Source organism: Micromonospora sp. ATLC16, from assembly GCF_057196645.1.
The window spans coordinates 82,507-103,914 of sequence record NZ_JBXUOW010000010.1 but is presented as its reverse complement, the minus strand read 5'-3'; the positions used below and the strand labels follow the sequence as shown (position 1 = coordinate 103,914).

At 69.1% G+C, this 21,408-nt stretch carries 18 protein-coding genes; 8 read left to right on the top strand and 10 right to left on the bottom strand.

Annotated elements, in window-relative coordinates; genetic code table 11:
- Positions 1–911: 911 nt before the first annotated feature.
- From AC2CHE_RS06950 to rpmH, 8 genes are all read right to left on the bottom strand, one after another.
- A complete protein-coding gene (locus AC2CHE_RS06950; protein WP_484504055.1) occupies positions 912–1,922 on the bottom strand; it encodes a ParB/RepB/Spo0J family partition protein in 1,011 nt (336 codons plus the stop codon).
- Positions 1,923–1,949: 27 nt separating this feature from the next.
- A complete protein-coding gene (locus tag AC2CHE_RS06945) occupies positions 1,950–3,242 on the bottom strand; it encodes a ParA family protein (RefSeq protein WP_484504054.1) in 1,293 nt (430 codons plus the stop codon).
- Positions 3,243–3,544: 302 nt separating this feature from the next.
- Complete coding sequence (rsmG, locus tag AC2CHE_RS06940) at positions 3,545–4,345, bottom strand: 16S rRNA (guanine(527)-N(7))-methyltransferase RsmG (RefSeq protein WP_484504053.1); 801 nt, start codon at positions 4,343–4,345, stop codon at positions 3,545–3,547.
- A 3-nt stretch (positions 4,346–4,348) separates the two neighbouring features.
- A complete protein-coding gene (locus AC2CHE_RS06935; RefSeq protein WP_484504052.1) occupies positions 4,349–4,936 on the bottom strand; it encodes a Jag family protein in 588 nt (195 codons plus the stop codon).
- Between the two features lie 212 nt (positions 4,937–5,148).
- Positions 5,149–6,138 (bottom strand): membrane protein insertase YidC, encoded by a 990-nt coding sequence (gene yidC / locus AC2CHE_RS06930; protein ID WP_484504051.1) that lies wholly within the window; start codon positions 6,136–6,138, stop codon positions 5,149–5,151.
- Between the two features lie 3 nt (positions 6,139–6,141).
- Complete coding sequence (gene yidD, locus AC2CHE_RS06925) at positions 6,142–6,429, bottom strand: membrane protein insertion efficiency factor YidD (protein ID WP_484504050.1); 288 nt, start codon at positions 6,427–6,429, stop codon at positions 6,142–6,144.
- Positions 6,426–6,839 carry a ribonuclease P protein component gene (rnpA, locus tag AC2CHE_RS06920; protein WP_484504063.1) on the bottom strand — a complete coding sequence of 138 codons (414 nt, stop codon included), beginning with the start codon at positions 6,837–6,839 and terminating at the stop codon, positions 6,426–6,428. Before rnpA ends, yidD begins: the two co-directional genes overlap by 4 nt.
- A gap of 35 nt (positions 6,840–6,874) precedes the next feature.
- A complete protein-coding gene (gene rpmH / locus AC2CHE_RS06915; RefSeq protein WP_013736606.1) occupies positions 6,875–7,012 on the bottom strand; it encodes a 50S ribosomal protein L34 in 138 nt (45 codons plus the stop codon).
- Positions 7,013–7,517: 505 nt separating this feature from the next.
- Here rpmH and dnaA point away from each other — a divergent pair.
- From dnaA to AC2CHE_RS06890, 5 genes are all read left to right on the top strand, one after another.
- Entirely contained in the window at positions 7,518–9,437 is a 1,920-nt protein-coding gene (dnaA, locus tag AC2CHE_RS06910) for a chromosomal replication initiator protein DnaA (protein WP_484504049.1), read from the top strand.
- A 775-nt stretch (positions 9,438–10,212) separates the two neighbouring features.
- Positions 10,213–11,346: a DNA polymerase III subunit beta gene (gene dnaN, locus AC2CHE_RS06905; RefSeq protein ID WP_484504048.1), complete on the top strand. Its 1,134-nt coding sequence runs from the start codon at positions 10,213–10,215 to the stop codon at positions 11,344–11,346.
- Between the two features lie 39 nt (positions 11,347–11,385).
- The gene (gene gnd, locus AC2CHE_RS06900) at positions 11,386–12,258 is read left to right on the top strand and encodes a phosphogluconate dehydrogenase (NAD(+)-dependent, decarboxylating) (RefSeq protein ID WP_484504047.1); all 873 of its coding nucleotides are present in this window, start codon (positions 11,386–11,388) and stop codon (positions 12,256–12,258) included.
- Positions 12,259–12,274: 16 nt separating this feature from the next.
- Positions 12,275–13,408: a DNA replication/repair protein RecF gene (gene recF, locus AC2CHE_RS06895; RefSeq protein ID WP_484504046.1), complete on the top strand. Its 1,134-nt coding sequence runs from the start codon at positions 12,275–12,277 to the stop codon at positions 13,406–13,408.
- Positions 13,398–14,030: a DciA family protein gene (locus AC2CHE_RS06890; protein ID WP_484504045.1), complete on the top strand. Its 633-nt coding sequence runs from the start codon at positions 13,398–13,400 to the stop codon at positions 14,028–14,030. The genes recF and AC2CHE_RS06890 overlap by 11 nt, the downstream gene beginning before the upstream one ends.
- A gap of 118 nt (positions 14,031–14,148) precedes the next feature.
- On the opposite strand, the gene AC2CHE_RS06885 is transcribed toward AC2CHE_RS06890, so the two are convergent.
- Entirely contained in the window at positions 14,149–14,625 is a 477-nt protein-coding gene (locus AC2CHE_RS06885) for a DUF4345 family protein (RefSeq protein ID WP_484504062.1), read from the bottom strand.
- A gap of 208 nt (positions 14,626–14,833) precedes the next feature.
- On the opposite strand from AC2CHE_RS06885, the gene AC2CHE_RS06880 reads away from it, so the two are divergent.
- Positions 14,834–15,589 (top strand): SDR family oxidoreductase, encoded by a 756-nt coding sequence (locus AC2CHE_RS06880; RefSeq protein ID WP_484504044.1) that lies wholly within the window; start codon positions 14,834–14,836, stop codon positions 15,587–15,589.
- A 104-nt stretch (positions 15,590–15,693) separates the two neighbouring features.
- Here the strand turns inward: AC2CHE_RS06880 and AC2CHE_RS06875 are convergent, their stop codons facing one another.
- Positions 15,694–16,275 carry a hypothetical protein gene (locus tag AC2CHE_RS06875; protein ID WP_484504043.1) on the bottom strand — a complete coding sequence of 194 codons (582 nt, stop codon included), beginning with the start codon at positions 16,273–16,275 and terminating at the stop codon, positions 15,694–15,696.
- Positions 16,276–16,812: 537 nt separating this feature from the next.
- Here AC2CHE_RS06875 and gyrB point away from each other — a divergent pair.
- Together gyrB and gyrA are read left to right on the top strand one after the other, a co-directional pair.
- Positions 16,813–18,759 (top strand): DNA topoisomerase (ATP-hydrolyzing) subunit B, encoded by a 1,947-nt coding sequence (gene gyrB / locus AC2CHE_RS06870; protein WP_484504042.1) that lies wholly within the window; start codon positions 16,813–16,815, stop codon positions 18,757–18,759.
- 128 nt (positions 18,760–18,887) lie between these two features.
- Positions 18,888–21,407 (top strand): DNA gyrase subunit A, encoded by a 2,520-nt coding sequence (gene gyrA, locus AC2CHE_RS06865; protein WP_484504041.1) that lies wholly within the window; start codon positions 18,888–18,890, stop codon positions 21,405–21,407.
- Position 21,408: the final 1 nt, after the last annotated feature.

Here is a 21,408-nt window from a genome sequence, read left to right as displayed (position 1 = left end):
CCCTTCCGGGCCGCTCCCTTCCGGGCCGCTCCCTTCCGGGCCGCTCCCTTCCGGGCCGCTCCCTTCCGGGCCGCTCCCTTCCGGGCCGCTCCCTTCCGGGCCGCTCCCTTCCGGGCCGCTCCCTTCTAGCCCCGCTTGAGAGGGCCGTGCCCGGCCCGCTGCCTCGGCGGCCGCTCCAGGGGTTGGTATCCGGCGCGGGTGTCGGCGCCTGAATGAGCTTCCTGGGCGACTTTCGTCGGTCCGCTGCACTGTCGGTCCGCTGCCTCTGTCGGGTCGCCCGCTTCCTTCCGCGCAGGCCGCGGCCGGCGACCGGCGCAGACGACGCCCGTCTGGCGCGTGTCTGTCGTGGCTGACCCGGCCGCGCCCGTCTGGGTGGGCCCCCGTCTAGGCGGGCCTCCACCAGGGCGGGCCTCCACCAGGGCGGGCCTCCACCAGGGCGGAGTCGACCTCCATTCGAGCCGACCCCAGTGCCCGCCGAAGCCACGCCCGTCCAGGCCGACTCGACAGTCGGGTCACGACTTGCGGTATGTCGCGCCTATAGCTCTGGTCTGAGGGCCCGACATGCCGCAAGTCGGAAATCCCCGCGTCGAGCCTCGACCTGGACCACAAAGGCGGCGCCGCGCAGTAGTAGCGACAGCGGCAGCAGCAGAGCGGCGGCGAGAGCGGCACGAACTAACGGCTACGGCAGCGCCAGCGGCCACGGCAAGCACCAAGCACCAAGCACCAAGCACCAAGCACCAAGCACCAAGCACCAAGCACCAAGCACCAAGCACCAGATATCTTGAGCCGGGCACGTCGGGCAAGGCGGCCGTTGGGCGCGTGCGGTAAGCCCCGGTCTAGCCGCGGCTACCCGGATGACGACGAGGCCACCTCGTCGCACTGGGACGAGGTGGCCTTGTCGGTGCGGTTGTTCAGTTCTCCGGGTCTTCGGGCTCTACTCCGATGATGCCCACGATCCGCTCTAGGTCGTCGACGGTCGCGAACTCGATCGTGATCTTGCCCTTGCTCCGCCCAATGTCGACCTTCACCCGGGTGTCGAACCGGTCGGAGAGACGGTCGGCGAGGTCGGTCAGCGCCGGTGCGTGTGGCTTCGGCCGACGCTTCGCCGACTCCTTCTTGGCCGGTCCGTCGTTGAGGGCGAGCGCGACGATCTCCTCGGTCGCCCGGACCGACAGTCCTTCGGCGACGATTCGCAGCGCCAGCTGCTCCTGGGTCTCCGAGTCCTCCAGGCTGAGCAGCGCTCGGGCGTGCCCGGCGGAGAGGACACCGGCCGCCACGCGTCGCTGAACCGGTGCCGGCAGGTTCATCAGCCGGATGGTGTTCGAGATCTGCGGCCGGCTGCGACCGATGCGCCGGGCGAGTTCCTCGTGGGTGGCCCCGAACTCCTCCAGCAACTGCTGATAGGCCGCCGCCTCTTCCAGCGGGTTGAGGTTCGCCCGGTGGATGTTCTCCAGCAGCGCGTCCCGCAGCATGGCGTCGTCTCGGGTGTCGCGCACGATCGCCGGGATGTTCTCCCGACCGACCGCCTGGGCGGCACGCCACCGGCGTTCACCCATGACGAGCTCGAACTTCTCGCCATCGAGTTGCCGCACCACGATCGGCTGGAGAAAACCAACCTCCTGGATGGAGGTCTTCAGCTCCTCCAGGGCCTCCTCGTCGAAGACCTGACGAGGCTGCTTCGGGTTGGGCACGATCGAGTCGACCGGGATCTCCGCGAAGCGCGCGCCGGGCACCGGGCTCAGGGTCTCGTCAGGCTCGATGGCCGGAACGGGCACCGGCATCGGGGCCGGAGTCGCCACGGCCGTCGACCCGCTCACTGCCGGCGTCGGCGTGCCGACCCCAGCGCCAGCGTTGGGCGCCGGCCCGGTCGGAATCAGCGCCCCCAGGCCCCGCCCCAGACCGCCCCGTGGACGGTTCTTCATGCCACGCCTCCCAGCGCCTCGTCCGCACTACGCATTCCGGCTCACCGGCTCCTTGACGCCCCGCTCAGCAATCTCCTGCGCGGCCTCGAAGTAGCTCGTCGCGCCCCGCGAACCGGGATCGTAGGTCATCACCGACTGGCCGTAGCTAGGCGCCTCGGAGACCCGCACGTTACGCGGAATCACCGCCTGGAGCACCTTGTCGCCGAAGTGGTTCCGGACGTCCTGCTCGACCGCGTCGGCGAGCCGGGTACGACGGTCGTACATGGTGAGCAGGATCGTCGAGACCTCGAGCCGCGGGTTGAGGTGCTGACGAACCAGGTTGATGTTGTTGATCAGCTGGTTGAGCCCCTCAAGCGCGTAGTACTCACACTGGATGGGAATGAGCACCTCCTGCGCGGCCACCAACGCGTTGACGGTCAACAGGCCGAGCGAGGGCGGGCAGTCGATGAACACGTAGTCGAAGTGCCCCGGGTAGGCGGTGATGGCACGGTCCAAACGCGACTCGCGGGCCACCACTGACACCAGCTCGATCTCGGCTCCGGCGAGATCGATGGTGGCCGGCACACACCAGAGGTTGGGAATGCCCTCCACCGCCTGGGTCACGCCCTCCAGCGGCACACTGTTGATCAGACAGTCGTAGACGTCCGGTACGCCAGTGTGGTGTGGCACGTTGAGGCCGGTCGAGGCGTTGCCCTGCGGGTCGAGGTCGACCACGAGCACCCGGTTGCCGTGCAGGGCCAGCGCCACCGCGAGGTTTACCGTGGTCGTGGTCTTACCCACACCGCCCTTCTGGTTCGCGACGCACATGACCCGGGTCCGGTCGGGCCGAGGCATGGTCACCTCGCCACTGGGATTCAGGATCTGCACGGCGCGCATCGCCTCCATTGCCAACGGTGGGTCATCCTCTTCGCGCGTCGGGGTTTCACGTGAAACGTACGCGGTCTCGGTCGCGGCTGACGCATAGGACTCGTCCGCGGGTGCGGGCGTGTCGGAAGCCGGTCGAGGATCCGGCACCCCTGCGGATGTCGGGTGGTGCGCTGCCGCCGCCTCGAACCGAGCGGAGGCGGAGGTGTTCCGGCGGATCGGGATCACCCTCGCGTCCGGGGTCACGTTGACCGGGCGGCCACTCGCGTCCGTACCGTCGCGTCCGTCGCCGGCCCCCGACCACGGAACACCCGACGTCGGCGCGTTCCGACCGGGTTCCGGTGGGCTCTGCGGCACCTCGGAGGGCCGCCAGTTCGGATATTCGGTTTCACGTGAAACAGGGTCACCCGCTGCCCCGGTCACGCGCGGATCGTCGTACCTGCCGTCGTCATGCACCTGTCATCCCTACCCGCTTCGGATGGTCGGTCCGCACCCGTCAACCGGGCCACTCGCGTGCTCTCCGCAGAGGTACCGCCCGGTGGGAGCGGCCGAACCCCGGAGGGAGATCCATCGCCGCCCGCTCCACACTATCGACGCGCGGCCAGCCTACGGCGCACGGGCGCGGCCGGTCCACGTCGGGTTTGTAACGCGCCGATCGCGGCGCGCGCAGCGGGACGAGCAACCCGGCTGTTCCCGACGTGCGTGCCCAGGTCAGCCCGGTCGACGACCCGGGCGACCCGGATGTGGGGCGCTCCGGCCTACCGGCGACGGGACCGTGCCTTCCTGGACGACGTCCGGGCCGCCGGAGACGTCCGGGCCGCCGGACCGACCGATCTCTCCCGCACGATCTCGACCACCGTGGTCGGCGGATCCACGACGCCTTCACCACACCGGCGCACCACGGGTCGACCGCCGCCGAGACGGTGCACCGCCTCGGCGTGCTCGGAGATCTCCTCCGCCGCCGAGGCGCCCTTCAGCGCGAGTAGTCGGCCGCCGATCCCGGTGAGAGGCAGACACCAGCCCGCGAGCCGGTCCAGCGGTGCCACCGCCCGCGCGGTGACCACGTCCCCCGGCTCAACCTCCGCGACCGCCTCCTCGGCTCGGCCACGGAACACCCGTACGGAATCGGCCAGGCCGAGCGCCGCCACCGCCTCGTTGAGGAAGAGGGTGCGACGGGCCAACGGCTCGATGAGTGTCATCGCCAGGTCGGGCCGGGCGATGGCGAGCACAAGACCGGGAAGGCCGGCACCCGATCCGACGTCCAGCACGGAGGTGCCCGGTGGGATCAGCTCGGCCACCGCCGCGCAGTTCAGCAGGTGACGGTCCCAGATCCGAGGGGCCTCACGTGGCCCGATCAGCCCTCGGAGCACCCCGTCTGTCGCGAGCAGTTCGGCGTAGGCCGCAGCGACGTCGAGGCGTACGCCGAAGAGCCGGCTCGCCGCTTCGGCCAGTTCGGCCGGCAGCACCGCCGTGGTGGGCCGAGGCGGGACAGCCGCCGGCCCGGGCGGCGTACCACCCGGGCCGGACGCGGCAACACCGCTGGCGTCGTCTTGCCTCACCCGTCAGTCCGCGGGACGGACAACGATGCGCCGGCTGGGCTCGACGCCCTCGGACTCGCTCTCCACCCCGTCGATCGCGTTGACCACGTCGTGGACGCACTTACGCTCAAAGGCGGACATCGGCTCCAGCCGCACCGGCTCACCGTGCTCCTTGACCTTCTCGACCGCGTTGCGGGCGACCGCGGCAAGTTCCTTACGCCGGTTGGCCCGGTACCCGCCGACGTCAAGCAGCAGCCGGCTCGGCGAGCCGGTCTGCCGGAACACCGCGAGCCGGGCCAGTTCCTGAAGTGCTTCGAGGGTCGCACCGCGCTGGCCGACGAGGTTCTGCAGGCGACCACCGACGACCTCGACCACCGGACGGCCACCCGACACCAACTCGTCGATGTCACCGTCGTAATCGAGGATGTCGAGCAGCCCCTCCACGTAGTCGGCCGCGATCTCGCTCTGTCGGAACAGGTCGCTCTCGCCGGGAGCCTTGCTCGGCGCCGCTTCTGCGTCGGTCTCCTCCGGCTCGCTCTCGACCGGAGCCGCCGTGGTCGGCTCCTCGTCGTCCAGGGGCTGTTCGGCGCGGGGGATGCTGGTGTCGGTCACGGTGTCATCTCCGTACTCGCTCGGCCGGACCTCGGGTCCGCTGGTTTCCCGCGGCCGGCGGGAGGTCGCCGGTGCCCACGGGCACGTCTGTAGGGCATGTCTCGCCCGTCCACCACTGCACGCGTGGCGCTTCGCGTCCCGGCGCCGACCAGACGGCGGCAGCGCGGCGCGCAACGGGCCGCCGTCGGTCTTCCGGCGTCGGCCCGGACGATTCAGCCCTGCCGCTTGGCGGGGCGGCCCTTCTTCGGGTTGGCCGGCTTGGCACCCGGCTTCGGACCGGCGATCTTCGGCGCGGCCGGGGGCGGAGGCACGGCAGCCGGCTTGCTCCGGCCGAACAGTCCACCGTTCTTCGCGGGCTGCGCCCCGTTCCGCGCCGAGGTGCCCGGCTTGCCGCTGGTCGCGGTCACCGGCGGCGGGAACTTGCGCAGCACCCACTGTTGCTGCCCGAGGGTGAACAGGTTGTTGGTGACCCAGTAGATGATCACACCGATCGGGAAGATGGCACCGGACACCAGCAGGGACAGCGGGATGCCGTAGAGCATCAGGCGCTGGATCATGCGCTGCTGCGGGTCCTCCGCCCAGCCCGTCTTGAGGATCATCTGGCGGCTGGTGAGGTACGTGGTGCCCATCATCACCAGCACCAGGACACCGGCCATGATCTTCACGACGGTGCCGTTGGCACCGAGCTGCGCCAGCTCCTCCGCGGTCGAGCCGAACTTGCTGGCGATCGGAGCGGTGAAGAGGGTCGCGTCCGAGGCGCTGTTGAACTGGTCGACGGTCCAGCCGTAGATGTCCTTGTTGTTCTTCGCCGGGTCCGGATTCAGGCGGCGCAGGACGTGGAAGAGACCGAGGAAGACCGGGATCTGGAGGAACATCGGAAGGCAGCCCATGAGCGGGTTGGCCTTTTCCTTCCGGTAGAGCTCCATCATCTCCTTCTGGAGCGTCTCCCGGTCACCCTTGTGCTTCTCCTGGAGCGCCTTCACCTGCGGTTGGAGCGCCTGCATCGCCCGCTGCGACTTGATCTGCTTGACGAAGACCGGGAAAAGGATCACCCGGACCGTGACCACCAGGAAGATGACGGCGAGGATCCACGCCCAGTTGGTGCCGAGGACCGCAGTGTCCGGAATGCCGATGGCGTCCCAGGCCGAGTGCCAGGCCAGCAGGATCCACGAGATCGCGTAGTAGATCCAGTCGAGACTCAATTCTCAGGCTCCAGTCACGTCGGCAGGTCGGCGGCCGCCCGGCTCCGGAACCGGGTCGTATCCACCAGGATGGAATGGGTGGCAGCGCGACAGTCGCCGGACCGTCAGGCCGGCTCCCCGGAGCGCGCCGTGCCGGGCCACCGCCTCCAGGGCGTAGGCACTGCACGACGGGTAGAACCGACAGCGGGCCGGCAACGCCGGACTTATCCACCGACGGTACGCGATGATGGGCGCGGTCAGCACCCGGGCACCCGGGGTGGCCGGGCGCGACGACGTCTGCTCACTGCTCATCGCCGCCGCCGCCCCCGGCTTGACCGGGCGGCGACGAGCGCCGCATCCAGGTCGGCGCCGAGCCGCTGGTACGTGGCGTCAGCCGCGGCCGGCAGCGCGCGTACCACGAGGGTGCTTCCGGCCGGCAGGTCGACGAGGCGTTCCCGGGTCAGATGCCGCAGCCGGCGACGCACCCGGTTACGGACCACTGCCGGCCCGACCGCCTTGGAAACCACGAAGCCGGCGCGGGACAACGCGGAGGCAGACTCCCCGTCGGTGTCCCGCGCCGGCTTCGGCGCTGCATTGTCGGATCCGGCTGCGCTCGGCACGGTCAGATGAACGACCAGAGCGCCGCGGCCGGCTCGCCGGCCACCGCGAACCGCTGCGGCGAAGTCGCTACTGCGCCGCAGTCGTTGGGCGGCCGCCAGCACGACTGCCACGTCCTCCGGAGCGGACCTGACCGGCCTCAGGCCGACAGGCGGGCGCGACCCTTGGCGCGACGGGTCGAGATGATGGCGCGGCCGGCCCGGGTGCGCATGCGCAGCCGGAAGCCGTGGGTCTTCGCGCGCCGGCGGTTGTTCGGCTGGTAGGTGCGCTTGCTCACGTCAGGCTCTCCGTTGTCGGACGCCCCGAGCGAGTGGATCGCCGGGTCGTGGTGGTCCGGGCCGCCGCTGCGGTGGCCCCGATCGGTGCTGCCCGGCGGTGCGTGACCCGGTTGCGCGGTGAGCGACCGCGGGCAGCGAGCACCCATCACCCTAGCAGAGGGGGTGAGAGCAGCCCCTCCAGCGTAGGTCGGGGGGCAACCGGCGTCAAACCTGGCCACTCCGACGGTGAGCTGCGACGAAAGACGACCGAAGCGGTGGTTTTCACGAATGCCGGAAGGGGTGACCCGCGTCGGCGGTTGAAGAGCCGACGACAACGCTGTTACCGTGCCCGATTGCGGTCAGCGTCGGAGTTGTGCCGATGTCGCCGGCAGGCAAGACCGGACACGGTAGTGAATCGTTCGGCACGGTGAACCCCGCTTCAGTGCCCGGCCACGGCAGGGGGCAGGTCCGACCCGAGCCCGGCGGGCGGCCACAATCGGTCGGTACACAGGCTGTGGATAACTTGTGGAGAACGACCGGGTGCGGCGACCGGGTGGGTGGCGTGATCTCGCCCGTCGGTACGGGCCACCGGTGGACGGCGGCGTCCGGGAGCAGAGGCGAGGGGGTGGCACGACGGTGGCCGGTACGACCGACCTTGCCGCGGTGTGGACGGCGACGACCGACGAACTCGCTGACGAGATCATTTCCGCGCAGCAGCGGGCGTACCTGCGGCTGACCCGGCTGCGGGCGATCGTCGAGGACACCGTCCTGCTGACCGTGCCGGATGCCTTCACCCGGGACGTGATCGAGTCCCGGCTGCGTCCGGCCATCACCGAGGCGCTCACCCGCCGGCTGGGCCGGCCGATCCAGGTCGCCGTCACCGTCCGGGTACCCGAGGACGGGCGGACCTCCGGCACCGTCTACCGCAGCACCCCCGAGTCGGACCAGGTGGACCACGGCCCCGGCGAGGTCGACGACCGGTCGCCCGGTCTCGACGGTGGGCGGCAGCTACCGCTGATTCCCGAGCAGCCGCACCCCGGCCGTTTCGACCGGCCGCCGCTGCCGGATGCACCACGCGTCGAGGACGATTCCCGCACCGCGGCCCCCGACGGTCAGGAGACCCTCTTCGGTGCCGGATTCGGTGAGCCCGCCCGGCCGGTGGATAGCACCGGACGGCGGGCGGCGGAGCGGTTGGGCTTCACCGAACACGGCAGGCACCTGGACCGGACAGGCACCGGCCCGCGCGGCTTCGCGCCCCGCTACGGCGACGAGCCGGGCATCTCGCCCCGCGACCAACATGTGATCCGGGCGATACCGGCCGACGGAGGTACCGACAGCGGGCCCGGCCGCAGCGGCCCGGATCAGCGGCCGGTCGGTCGCGACGATCGGCGGCTGCCCACCGGCGCGGACAGCGGCGGCAACCGGCTCAACCCGAAGTACATGTTCGAGACGTTCGTCATCGGCTCCTCCAACCGCTTCGCACATGCGGCGTCGGTGGCGGTGGCCGAGTCGCCGGCGAAGGCGTACAACCCGCTGTTCATCTACGGCAGCTCCGGACTGGGCAAGACCCACCTGCTGCACGCCATCGGCCACTACGCCACGACGTTGGGCAACGCCCGCTCGGTCCGGTACGTCTCGACCGAGGAGTTCACCAACGACTTCATCAACTCGCTGCGGGACGACAAGACCAGCGCCTTCCAACGCCGCTACCGCGACGTCGACATCCTGTTGATCGACGACATCCAGTTCCTGGAGAACCGCGAGCGGACCCAGGAGGAGTTCTTCCACACCTTCAACACGCTGCACAACGCCAACAAACAGATCGTGATCACCTCCGACCGCTCGCCGCGTCAGCTCGCCACTCTTGAGGACCGGATGCGGACCCGGTTCGAGTGGGGGCTGCTGGCCGACATCCAGCCGCCGGACCTGGAGACGCGGATCGCGATCCTGCAGAAGAAGGCGGCGCAGGAGCGGATGTACGCCCCGCCGGACGTGCTGGAGTTCATCGCCTCCCGGGTGTCGAACTCGATCCGGGAGTTGGAGGGGGCGCTGATCCGCGTGACCGCGTTCGCGAGTCTCACCCGGTCGACCGTCGAGCTGTCCCTGGCCGAGGAGGTGCTCCGGGACTTCATGCCCGACGGTGCTGGTCCGGAGATCAACGCCGACCAGATCATGGCGTCGACCGCTGACTACTTCGGGGTGAGCCTGGAGGACCTGCGTGGTCAGTCCCGCTCCCGGGTGCTGGTCAACGCCCGGCAGGTGGCCATGTACCTGTGCCGGGAGCTGACCGAGCTGTCACTGCCCCGGATCGGCCAGGCGTTCGGCGGGCGGGACCACACCACCGTCATGCACGCCGACCGCAAGATCCGCCAGCAGATGGCCGAGCGGCGCTCGCTCTACAACCAGATCGCCGAGCTGACCAACCGGATCAAGCAGAACACCTGAGGGGTACGCCCGTCGCACGTGCACGGCGAGGGTCCGGCCGATCCCGGCCGGACCTTTTCGCGCTCAGCGGGTTGACCCTCGACGAGGTTCAGGCCACACCATCGAAGGCGTGTCCACACCGCCTGCCACTCGTTGTCCACAGCTCGTTGTCCACGGACGGTGGATGAACACGCGCCGTCAACAGGCAGTTACCCACAGCCTGTGGAGAAACCCTGGGGACAACGTTGTGGATCGCTGTGGACGCCTGTGGACGACCACCGGCGTTGTCCACCGACGGACGACCGCCTGTGGGGAAGCTGTTGAAGGTTCTGGGGATGACGGCGGACGAGACGCCCGCGACGATCCACAGGTCTGGGGAGAAAGTCGGTGGATTACCGGTGGACAACCGGTGGACGACGGTGGACAACCGTGTGCACGGAGACCACCTGTGGATCGCCGACCGGGTTTTTCCCCCGCCCATCCACAGCGAAACCACCTGTGTATAACCATGCTGACCTGCCCATACTCGGGTTCTCCACAGTTTGCACAGGTGCGATGAAGACGATGAGTTATCTCTTCTGAAAGAACAAAAACCAATCATCACCGTTGGACTTCCTGTGGATCGGTCGACAACTGCCGGGACAGACCCGTCAGCAGCGACACGATCCGTGGGGTCGGGCACACAGCCGATACCCTCGCGCCCTAAGGTGCGAGGGGTACCCGCACGCCAGGCGGGACGGTGGGCAGCGTCCGGCATGAGAGAGTTGACGACGTCGACGTCGACGCGGAGGCATTGATGAAGTTCCGAGTGGAGCGCGACGCGCTCGCCGAGGCCGTGGCCTGGACCGCCAAGAGCCTGCCCAACCGGCCATCCGTACCGGTGCTGGCCGGTGTGCTGCTCCGGGTCACCGACGGCAGCCTGCGGGTCTCCGGCTTCGACTACGAGGTCAGCAGCCAGGTCACCGTGGAGGTGCAGGGCGACGCCGACGGCGCCGCCCTGGTCTCCGGGCGGCTGCTCGCCGAAATCACCAAGGCGTTGCCCGCCAAGCCCGTGGACATCGCCGCCGTCGGGGCGCACCTGGAACTGGTCTGTGGCAGCGCCCGGTTCACCCTGCCCACCATGCCGGTGGAGGACTATCCCACCCTGCCGGAAATGCCGGCCAGCGCCGGCACCATCGACGCGGCGGCGTTCGCCGCCGCGGTGGCGCAGGTGGCGGTCGCCGCCAGCCGGGACGAGACGCTGCCCATGATGACCGGTGTACGCATCGAGATCTCCGGCGGAAACCTGGCCATGCTCGCCACCGACCGGTACCGGCTGGCCCTGCGCGAGATGGAGTGGAACCCGGACGACCCGGAGATCAGCATCAACGCGCTGGTTCCCGCCCGGACGCTCAACGACACCGCCAAGACCCTCGGCCCTCTTGGCGGTCAGGTCGTGCTGGCCCTGTCCCAGGGTGCCGCCGGCGAAGGCATGATCGGTTTCTCCGGTGGCACCCGACGCACGACCAGCCGACTGCTCGACGGCGCCAACTACCCGCCGGTCCGATCGCTCTTCCCGGCCAGCCACAACGCCGAAGCCCAGGTGCCGGTCAGCACCCTCATCGAGGTGGTCAAGCGGGTCGCCCTGGTGGCCGAGCGCGCCACCCCCGTACTGCTCAGCTTCAGCGCCGACGGGCTGGTGGTGGAGGCCGGGGGCACCGAGGAGGCCCGGGCCAGCGAGGCCATGGAGGCCAACTTCAGCGGCGAGCCGTTGACCATCGGTTTCAACCCGCAGTACCTCATCGACGGGTTGTCCAACCTCGGCACCCAGCTAGCCGTGCTGCACTTCGTCGACGCCTTCAAGCCCGCGGTGATTTCCCCCGCAGGCGAGGATGGCAAGCTCATCGGTGGGTACCGGTACCTCATCATGCCGATCCGCGTGTCCCGCTGACCGGCAGAGCCAACCGCACCCACGAAAGGGTCACCACAGATGCAGCTCGGCCTGGTAGGACTCGGCCGGATGGGCGGCAACATGCGCGAACGGTTGCGCACCGCCGGTCACGAGGTGGTCGGTCTCGACCACAACCTGGAGCGCAGCGATGTCGCCGGCATGGCCGAACTGGCCGAGAAGCTGGACGCGCCACGGGCGGTGTGGGTGATGGTGCCCGCCGCCGTCACCGACGCCACCATCGACGAGGTCGCCGCCGTGCTCGACGAGGGCGACCTGATCATCGACGGCGGCAACTCGCGGTTCAGTGAGGACGCCCTCCGGGCGGAGCGGTTGCACGAACGCGGCATCGGCTACGTCGATGTGGGCGTCTCCGGCGGGGTGTGGGGTCGGCAGAACGGCTATGGCCTGATGGTCGGCGGCGCGGAGGAACACGTCGACCGGCTCATGCCGATCTTCGACGCGCTCAAGCCCGACGGCGAGTACGGCTTCGTGCACGCCGGGCCGGTCGGCGCCGGCCACTACGCCAAGATGGTGCACAACGGCATCGAGTACGGCCTGATGCACGCCTACGCCGAGGGTTACGAGCTGATGTCCGCCTCCGAACTGGTGACGAACGTCCCCGGCGTGATCAAGTCTTGGCGGGAGGGCACCGTGGTCCGGTCCTGGCTGCTGGACCTGCTCGACCGGGCCCTCGACGAGGACCCCGAGCTGACCCAGCTCAGCGACTACACCGAGGACACCGGCGAGGGGCGCTGGACGGTGGACGAGGCGGTCCGGCTCGCCGTGCCGCTCAACGTCATCACCGCCTCGCTGTTCGCCCGGTTCGCCTCCCGGCAGGAGGAATCGCCGGCACTCAAGGCCGTCTCCGCCCTGCGACAGCAGTTCGGCGGGCACGCCGTACGCAAGCCCTGACCGGCACCGCGACCCCGTGTACGTCCGCCGGCTCGAACTTGTCGACTTCCGCTCGTACGAGCGGATCGGCGTCGACCTCGAACCGGGCCCGAACGTGCTGATCGGTGCCAACGGCGTCGGCAAGACGAACCTGGTCGAGGCGCTCGGCTACGTCGCGACACTCGACTCTCATCGGGTCGCCACCGATGCCCCGCTGGTGCGGATGGGCGCCACCGCCGCGGTGATCCGCTGCGCGGTGGTGCACGACGGCCGCGAACTCCTGGTGGAGCTGGAGATCGTCCCAGGCAAGGCCAACCGGGCCCGCCTCGGCCGCTCCCCAGCCCGCCGGGCGCGCGACGTGCTGGGCGCGCTGCGGCTGGTGCTCTTCGCCCCGGAAGACCTCGAACTGGTTCGGGGTGACCCGGCCGAACGCCGCCGCTACCTCGACGACCTGCTGGTGCTGCGCCAACCCCGCTACGCCGGGGTACGCGCCGACTACGAGCGGGTGGTCAAGCAACGCAACGCGCTGTTGCGCACCGCGTACCTCGCCCGCAAGACCGGCGGAGCGCGGGGCGGTGACCTCTCCACCCTCGCCGTCTGGGACACCCACCTGGCCCGGCACGGCGCCGAGCTGCTCGCCGGACGGCTGGAACTGGTCGCCGCCCTGGCTCCGCACGTCACCAAGGCGTACGACGCGGTGGCCGCCGGCCGCGGCGCGGCGGGGATCAGCTACCGACCCTCGGTGGACCTCACCGAACCCACCACCGACCGGGAGACCCTCGCGGCGCTGCTCACCTCGGCACTGGAAGAGTCCCGCTCCGCCGAGATCGAACGTGGCACCACCCTGGTCGGCCCGCACCGCGACGAACTCGGCCTCACCCTCGGCCCGCTGCCGGCCAAGGGCTACGCCAGTCACGGCGAATCGTGGTCGTACGCGCTCGCACTGCGGCTGGCCGGCTACGACCTGCTGCGTAACGACGGCATCGAACCGGTGCTGGTCCTCGACGACGTCTTCGCCGAACTGGACACCGGCCGGCGGGACCGGCTATCCGAACTGGTCGGTGGGGCCAGTCAACTGCTGGTGACCTGCGCGGTCGCCGACGACGTGCCAGCCGCCCTGCGTGGCGCCCGGTACGAGGTGACGGAGGGGGCGGTGCGTCGTGCCGACTGAGCCAGCGCACACCGGCGACGGTGGCCGGACCGGCCGGCCCACCGACCACCCGACGGAGCCGGCCGCCGGACCGCCGACGGCGGGCTCCGGGGACACCGCGCCCACGACCGACGGCGAAAGTGTCTCCGGCCCGCAGCTGGCCCGCGCCGTGCTGGACGCGGCGAAGGCACGGCGCGAGGCCGCCGGCCGTCCCCGCCGGCGCACCGCGACCGGCGGTGGCGACGGTGAGCGTCGCCTGCGCGGCTACTCCGGCCCCGGCCCGGACCCACGCGACCCGCAACCCCTCGGTGCGGTGCTCAACCGACTGGTGAAGGCCCGTGGTTGGCAACAGCCGGCCGCTGAGGCCACCGTCTTCGGCACCTGGGAACGGGTGGTCGGGGCGGAGGTCGCCCAGCACAGCCGCCCGGTGAAGCTGGAGAACGGGGAACTGACCGTGGAGGCGCGCTCCACGGCCTGGGCGACGCAGCTGCGGCTGCTTGCCGGCTCGCTGTTGCAGCAGATCGCTCGCGAGGTCGGCCACAACGTGGTCCGCAAACTGCACATCCACGGCCCGGCCGCCCCATCCTGGTCACGCGGCCCACGACGGGTACGCGGCCGGGGCCCCCGCGACACCTACGGCTGAGAGACTGTCGGACGATCGGATGGCTACGTCGTGACAAGAGCGAGCGGCAGTAGGTGTCACTTGAGTCGGCGGGTGGTGGGTCGGCGGGGCAGGCACGGGCTCGTCGCGCCGGGCTGGTTCACGTCTTCTCGGCTTGGGAGTCGGAAGTGCCGTCGGGCTCGCGATCGGGAAACAGAAGCAGGATCGAGAGCACCAGGACGCCCCCAAGGACGAGCACATGGCCGATTTTGTCGATCATGGGGAACATCTCCAGGTGCAACATGTGCCACAGGAAGTGCTCGGCACTGAAGATCAGCCAGGCGCCACCGGCCATGCGCATCGCGGCGACGGTGGGGCGGCGCAACGCATAGACGCTGAGCACCAGCAGGGCGAGGTAGAGGCCGCCGACGTCTCGGATGAGATGTTCGGAGTATGGCCCGAGGGTCGATACCCAACGGCGTCCCGGCAGGGGGAAGTCGTTGTAGAAGGACACCGGAAACACCGCCGCCCAGACGCCCACCAACGCGGCGATAATCGCGAGGACCGCGATGATGAGCTGTTTCGCTTTAAGGGTCATATCTTCAAGACGAGCGAGACCGGAATATGTGACGGTCATGCTCACCGGTGGACGTCACAGGCTGCGGCGTGTGGAAGCCGGCTGTTGACGACGGTGTGCAACGGGTGGGATGCCGCAGCCACGTCGACCTCCGGCGACGGGGGCGATTTCGGTCAACTCTTTCGGCAGGTGTCCTGCATCCGCGTACGATTTGCGTCTTACTGGTGGCAGTACGACTCGACCAGTGCGGACAGGGAGTGGTTCGATCATGAAGATCGTCGTCATCGGTGGCAGCGGCCTCATCGGCTCCAAGCTCGTGAAGAACCTCGATGCCCAGGGGCACGAGGCGGTGTCGGCTGCGCTGGAGACCGGCGTGAACACACTGACCGGCGAGGGAGTGGCGGAGGTGCTCGTCGACGCCGACGCCGTCGTCGACGTGTCGAACTCGCCGTCGATCGAGGGCAGCGCCGCACTGAAGTTCTTCGAGACGTCCACCCGGAACCTGATTGCCGCCGCCACGGACGCCGGGGTGGGTCACTACGTGGCGCTCTCCGTCGTGGGCTCCGAACGGCTTCCGGACAGCGGCTACATGCGGGCGAAGGTCGCCCAGGAGAGGCTCATCACCGCGTCCGGGATCCCGTACTCGCTGGTGCACGCCACACAGTTCTTCGAGTTCGTCCAGGGCATCATCGACGCCGCCACGGAGGGCGACACCGTGTACCTCGCGCCGGTGCTCATCCAGCCGATGGCAGCGGACGACGTCGCGGCCGCGGTGGCCGAGGTCGTGGTCGACGCGCCGACGAACGCCGTGGTCGAGGTCGGCGGCCCGGAGCAGTTCCACCTCGACGAACTGGGACGATCCGTCCTCGCGGCCCAGCAGGATCCTCGTTCGGTGGTGGCTAGCTCCGGCGCCCGGTATTTCGGTGCAACGCTGGGTGAACGCTCGCTCGTCCCCGCCGACGGCGCCCGCATCGCCGGTACGCGCCTCGACGACTGGCGAACGCGGACGAACCACCGAAAGTGAGCCGGCGCGCCAACCCGACCATCGCAGCACGTGAGCAACGCGGGGGTCGAACGACAAGCTGGGAGTCGGAAGGTTCCCGAGAACGGGATCGGGCCGTCAGCCGGTCACGTCTGGGCCGCCCGGCGAGGTGCCGCCGACTCGGCGTAGACGGCGAAGCCGTTGTCGGCGCAGCGCCGGTAGAAGGCGGCGAGCACGCTCAGCTCCGCGCAGGTGAAGGTCCACTGCGGCGCGGCGCCGCTGTCGTCACGCAGGGCGTCCAACCGGCTGTCCAGCCACCGTAGTTGCTGCTCGGCCAGGCGGCCGTCGGCCAGCAGCGACCGCAGCACCGTACCCACCGATTCGAAGGTGACCGCCTCACCGTGCGGACGGTGCGCGGCGACGAAGCGCTCGATGCCGCCGGCGATCCAGCCGCACCCGTCCGGGTCGATCACCGGATCCTCGTCCTCGGCGGCGGCGTCTGTGGCGTAGAGCACACCGTCGAGTCCGAGGACCAGATCCACCACTTCGGTGTACGCGGTGGCCCGGACCGTGCCGGTTTTCGCGATCAGCTCAGCGAGCGCGGCGGTCGGCGCCGAGATCCCCGGCACGTCGACGATGTCGCCGAAATCGACGAACTCGGCCGGTGCGACCGGGTCGTAGAAGCGGCCGGTCCGCGGCCACTGAACCGCGACGTTGTCCAGCCCCATCGGGTGTCACCTCTCAAGGCACGGGCGAGTGGATCGGGTCGATCGTCCGGTTCCAACGTTGAAAGATCAAGGCTCCTCCGGCAACCCGAGGGTCACGGATCGCCCGTGCCGGGTCGTACCGCCCGGTACCGCCCACCCCTCATCGTCGTGTCCGGCCGCGCCGTCACGCGACAGATCCGTTGGTCATGCCATCGCGTGTAGGGGGAGTCGCGGACAGCGCGATTCGGCCCGCTACGGAGATCTGAGCCGCTGCGAAGGGGTGCCGAGTGGTGGTTCTATCGCCCGCGCACAGTAAGATTGGCGTGAGACGAAGACCCGGTGCGGAGTGACGGGTCACGGGTCCGGTGCGGGCCCGCGATCATCCGTCCGACTCGGGTCGAGCCGATCGCGATCCGCGGGCAACCGTGGCGACCGGCGCGTTCGACCCGTACCCCGGAATTGTCCCCGGTGCCGGTCCGCGTGCCGGCGTCGCGCCTGTCCGCCGAACCCGCGTACGACGTGCCCCACGGCGCGCCGGGCGCGAGAAAGTGGCCGAGGGTGGCAGCGCAGGAGAATCAGCAGTACGGCGCGGAGTCGATCACCGTTCTCGAAGGGCTGGAGGCGGTCCGCAAGCGGCCCGGCATGTACATCGGGTCCACCGGCGAACGCGGTCTGCACCACCTCGTGTGGGAGGTCGTCGACAACGCGGTGGACGAGGCGCTGGCCGGCCACTGCGACACCATCGACGTGGTGCTGCTCGCCGACGGCGGCGTCCGGGTCACCGACAACGGCCGGGGTTTCCCGGTCGACCTGCACCCCAAGCTCAAGAAGCCGGGCGTCGAGGTGGCCCTGACCGTCCTGCACGCGGGCGGCAAGTTCGACGGTAAGGCGTACGCGGTCTCCGGCGGCCTGCACGGCGTCGGCGTCAGCGTGGTCAACGCCCTCTCCACCAGGATGGCCGTGGAGATCCACAAGGACGGCTTCGTCTGGCGACAGCAGTACCACCACTCCAAGCCGACCGCCCTGGAGAAGGGCGAGCCGACCGACCGCACCGGCTCGGCGGTCTCCTTCTGGCCGGACCCGGACGTCTTCGAGACCGTCGAATTCGACCTCCAGACGATCTACCGCCGGCTCCAGGAGATGGCGTTCCTGACCCGTGGCCTCACCATCCACCTGCTGGACGAGCGGGTCGCGGAGAGTGAGGAGGGCAAGCTCCGCGAGGTCACCTTCAAGTACGACGGTGGTATCGCCGACTTCGTCCGTCACCTCAACGCCTCGAAGACCCCGATCCACAAGACGGTGATCGAGTACGGCGCCGAAGAGGAGGGCATGTCGCTGGAGATCGCCATGCAGTGGAACGAGTCGTACGGCGAGTCGGTCTACACCTTCGCCAACAACATCAACACGCACGAGGGCGGCACCCACGAGGAGGGCTTCCGGGCCGCGTTGACAAGCGTCGTCAACCGGTACGGCACGGACAAGAAGCTACTCAAGGGTGACGAGAAGCTCTCCGGTGAGGACATCCGCGAGGGCCTGGCCGCGATCATCTCGGTCAAGCTGACCAACCCGCAGTTCGAGGGTCAGACCAAGACCAAGCTCGGCAACACGCCGGTGAAGAGCTTCGTCCAGCGGGTCTGCAACGACCGGCTGGTCGACTGGCTGGACCGCAACCCCGCCGAGGCGAAGACCATCATCACCAAGGCTTCCCAGGCCGCCCGCGCCCGGATCGCCGCCCAGCAGGCCCGCAAGCTGGCCCGCCGCAAGTCGCTGCTGGAGTCCGGCTCGATGCCGGGCAAGCTGGCCGACTGCCAGTCCACCGACCCGCGCGAGTCCGAGGTGTTCATCGTCGAGGGTGACTCGGCCGGCGGTTCGGCCAAGCAGGGACGGGATCCGCGTACCCAGGCGATCCTGCCGATTCGCGGCAAGATCCTGAACGTGGAGAAGGCCCGGATCGACCGGGTGCTGAAGAACAACGAGGTGCAGGCGCTGATCACCGCGCTCGGCACCGGCATTCACGACGACTTCGACATCGAGAAGCTGCGGTACCACAAGATCGTGCTGATGGCCGACGCCGACGTCGATGGCCAGCACATCCAGACGCTGCTGCTCACCCTGCTGTTCCGCTTCATGCGGCCGCTCGTGGAACTGGGCCACGTCTACTTGGCCGCCCCGCCGCTCTACAAGATCAAGTGGAACCGGAAGGGCGACGACGCGCAGTACGCGTACTCCGACCGGGAGCGCGACGGGCTGATCGCGCTGCGCCAGCAGAAGAAGCCGAACGCCAAGCCGGACGACATCCAGCGGTTCAAGGGTCTCGGCGAGATGAACTACCCGGAGCTGTGGGAGACCACGATGAACCCGGCCACCCGTACGCTGCGCCAGGTGACCCTGGACGACGCGGCAACCGCCGACGAGTTGTTCAGCGTGCTGATGGGCGAGGACGTGGAGGCGCGCCGCTCGTTCATCCAGCGCAACGCCAAGGACGTTCGCTTCCTGGACATCTGACGGATCGCGGTACCGGGCCGGGTCGCACCGGCCCGGTACGGGTCCACAGAGTTATCCACAGCTTGGCCGGTATCCACAGCCGTTATCCACAGCGCAAAAGCGACACTCAGTCTGATAAGGGTTAACCAGTGACCGATTCCCCCGAGTCCACACCTAACGAGCCCGAGGTCCCCGAGGCGCTGGCCGCCGTCGTCTCGCACGACCGGATCGAGCCGGTCGGGCTCGAGGTGGAGATGCAGCGCTCCTACCTCGACTACGCGATGAGCGTCATCGTCGGGCGGGCGCTGCCGGACGTCCGAGACGGGCTCAAGCCGGTCCACCGCAAGATCCTGTACGCCATGTTCGACTCCGGCTACCGCCCGGACCGCGGCTACGTGAAGTGCTCCCGGGTCGTCGGCGACGTGATGGGCCAGTTCCACCCGCACGGCGACTCGGCCATCTACGACGCCCTGGTCCGGATGGCCCAGCCCTGGTCGCTGCGCTACCCCCTGGTCGACGGCAACGGCAACTTCGGCTCACCCGGAAACGATCCGGCTGCGGCGATGCGCTACACCGAGTGCAAGCTCGACCCCCTCGCCATGGAGATGCTGCGGGACATCGACGAGGACACCGTCGACCTCCAGGACAACTACGACGGCCGGGCCAAGGAGCCCACCATCCTGCCGTCGCGGATCCCGAACCTGCTGATCAACGGCTCCGAGGGCATCGCGGTCGGCATGGCCACCAAGATCCCGCCGCACAACCTGCGCGAGATCGGCGCGGCGGTGCAGTGGTGCCTGGAGCACCCGGAGGCCGACGAGGCCGACACCCTCGAAGCGCTGTTGGAGATCGTCAAGGGCCCGGACTTCCCCACCCACGGTCTGATCGTCGGCCAGTCCGGCATCCAGGACGCGTACCGCACGGGTCGTGGCTCGATCCGGATGCGGGCCGTGGTGGAGGTGGAGGAGGACAAGCGGGGCCGACCGGCGCTTGTCGTCAGCGAGCTGCCGTACCAGGTGAACCCGGACAACCTGGCCGAGCGGATCGCCGAGCTGATCAAGGAGGGCAAGCTCGGCGGGATCGCCGACATCCGCGACGAGTCCTCCGGGCGTACCGGCATGCGGATCGTGCTGGTGCTCAAGCGCGACGCGGTCGCCAAGGTGGTGCTGAACAACCTCTACAAGCACACCCAGCTTCAGGAGACCTTCGGCGCGAACATGCTGGCGCTTGTCGACGGGGTGCCGCGCACGCTGAACCTGGCGCAGTTCATCCGCTACTACGTCGAGCACCAGATCGAGGTGATCCGGCGGCGGACGGCGTTCCGGCTGCGTAAGGCGGAGGAGCGGGCGCACATCCTGCGCGGTCTGTCCAAGGCCCTGGACGCGCTCGACGAGGTGATCGCGCTGATCCGGCGCTCGCCGACGGTGGAGGACGCCCGGCAGGGCCTGATCCGGCTGCTGGAGATCGACGAGATCCAGGCCACCGCGATCCTGGACATGCAGTTGCGCCGGCTCGCCGCACTGGAGCGGCAGCGGATCCTCGACGATCTGGCCAAGCTGGAGGTGGAGATCGCCGACCTCAAGGACATCCTGGCCAAGCCGGAGCGGCAGCGTCGGATCGTCTCGGAGGAGTTGGGGGAGATCATCGCCAAGTGGGGCGACGACCGCCGCACCAAGATCATCCCGTTCGACGGTGAGGTCTCGATGGAGGACCTCATCGCGCGGGAGGACGTGGTCGTCACCATCACCCGGACCGGGTACGCCAAGCGGACCAAGGTCGACCTCTACCGGTCGCAGCGGCGGGGCGGCAAGGGTGTCAGTGGCGCCACGCTGCGGCAGGACGACATCGTCAGCCACTTCTTCGTCTGCTCGACGCACGACTGGATGCTGTTCTTCACGAACAAGGGGCGGGTGTACCGGGCCAAAGCGTACGAGCTTCCGGAGGCCAGTAGGGTGGCCAAGGGCCAGCACGTGGCCAACCTGCTCGCCTTTCAACCGGACGAGCAGATCGCACAGATCATCGAGATCCCGAATTACCAGGTGGCTCCCTACCTGGTCCTTGCGACGAAGAACGGCCTGGTGAAGAAGACGCGGCTTGAGGAGTTCGACTCCAACCGGTCCGGCGGCATCATCGCGATCAACCTGCGCGATGAGGACGAGCTGGTCGGTGCTGCCCTCGTTGCTCCTCACGACGACCTGCTGCTCGTCTCGGAGAATGCCCAGGCGATCCGGTTCAACGCCTCGGACGAGGCCCTGCGCCCGATGGGCCGGGCGACCTCAGGCGTGATCGGCATGCGCTTCAGCGAGGAGGATGAACTGCTGGCCATGGAGGTCGTCCGGGAGGGTCTGGACGTTCTGGTGGCCACGAACGGCGGGTACGCGAAACGTACCCCGATCGAGGAATACCCGGTGCAGGGCCGGGGAGGTAAGGGTGTGCTGACTGCGAAGATCACCGAGCGACGCGGTGGTCTGGTCGGCGCTGTCGTGATCGACCCGGACGATGAGCTGTTCGCTATCACCAGCAACGGTGGCGTCATCCGGACTCCGGTGAAGCCTGTACGCCGTACGCGTGACCGGAACACAATGGGGGTCAAGCTGATGGACCTTCCGGACGGCGTGACTATCGTGGCGATTGCTCGCAATGCCGACGAGCCTGACGAACAGGACTAGT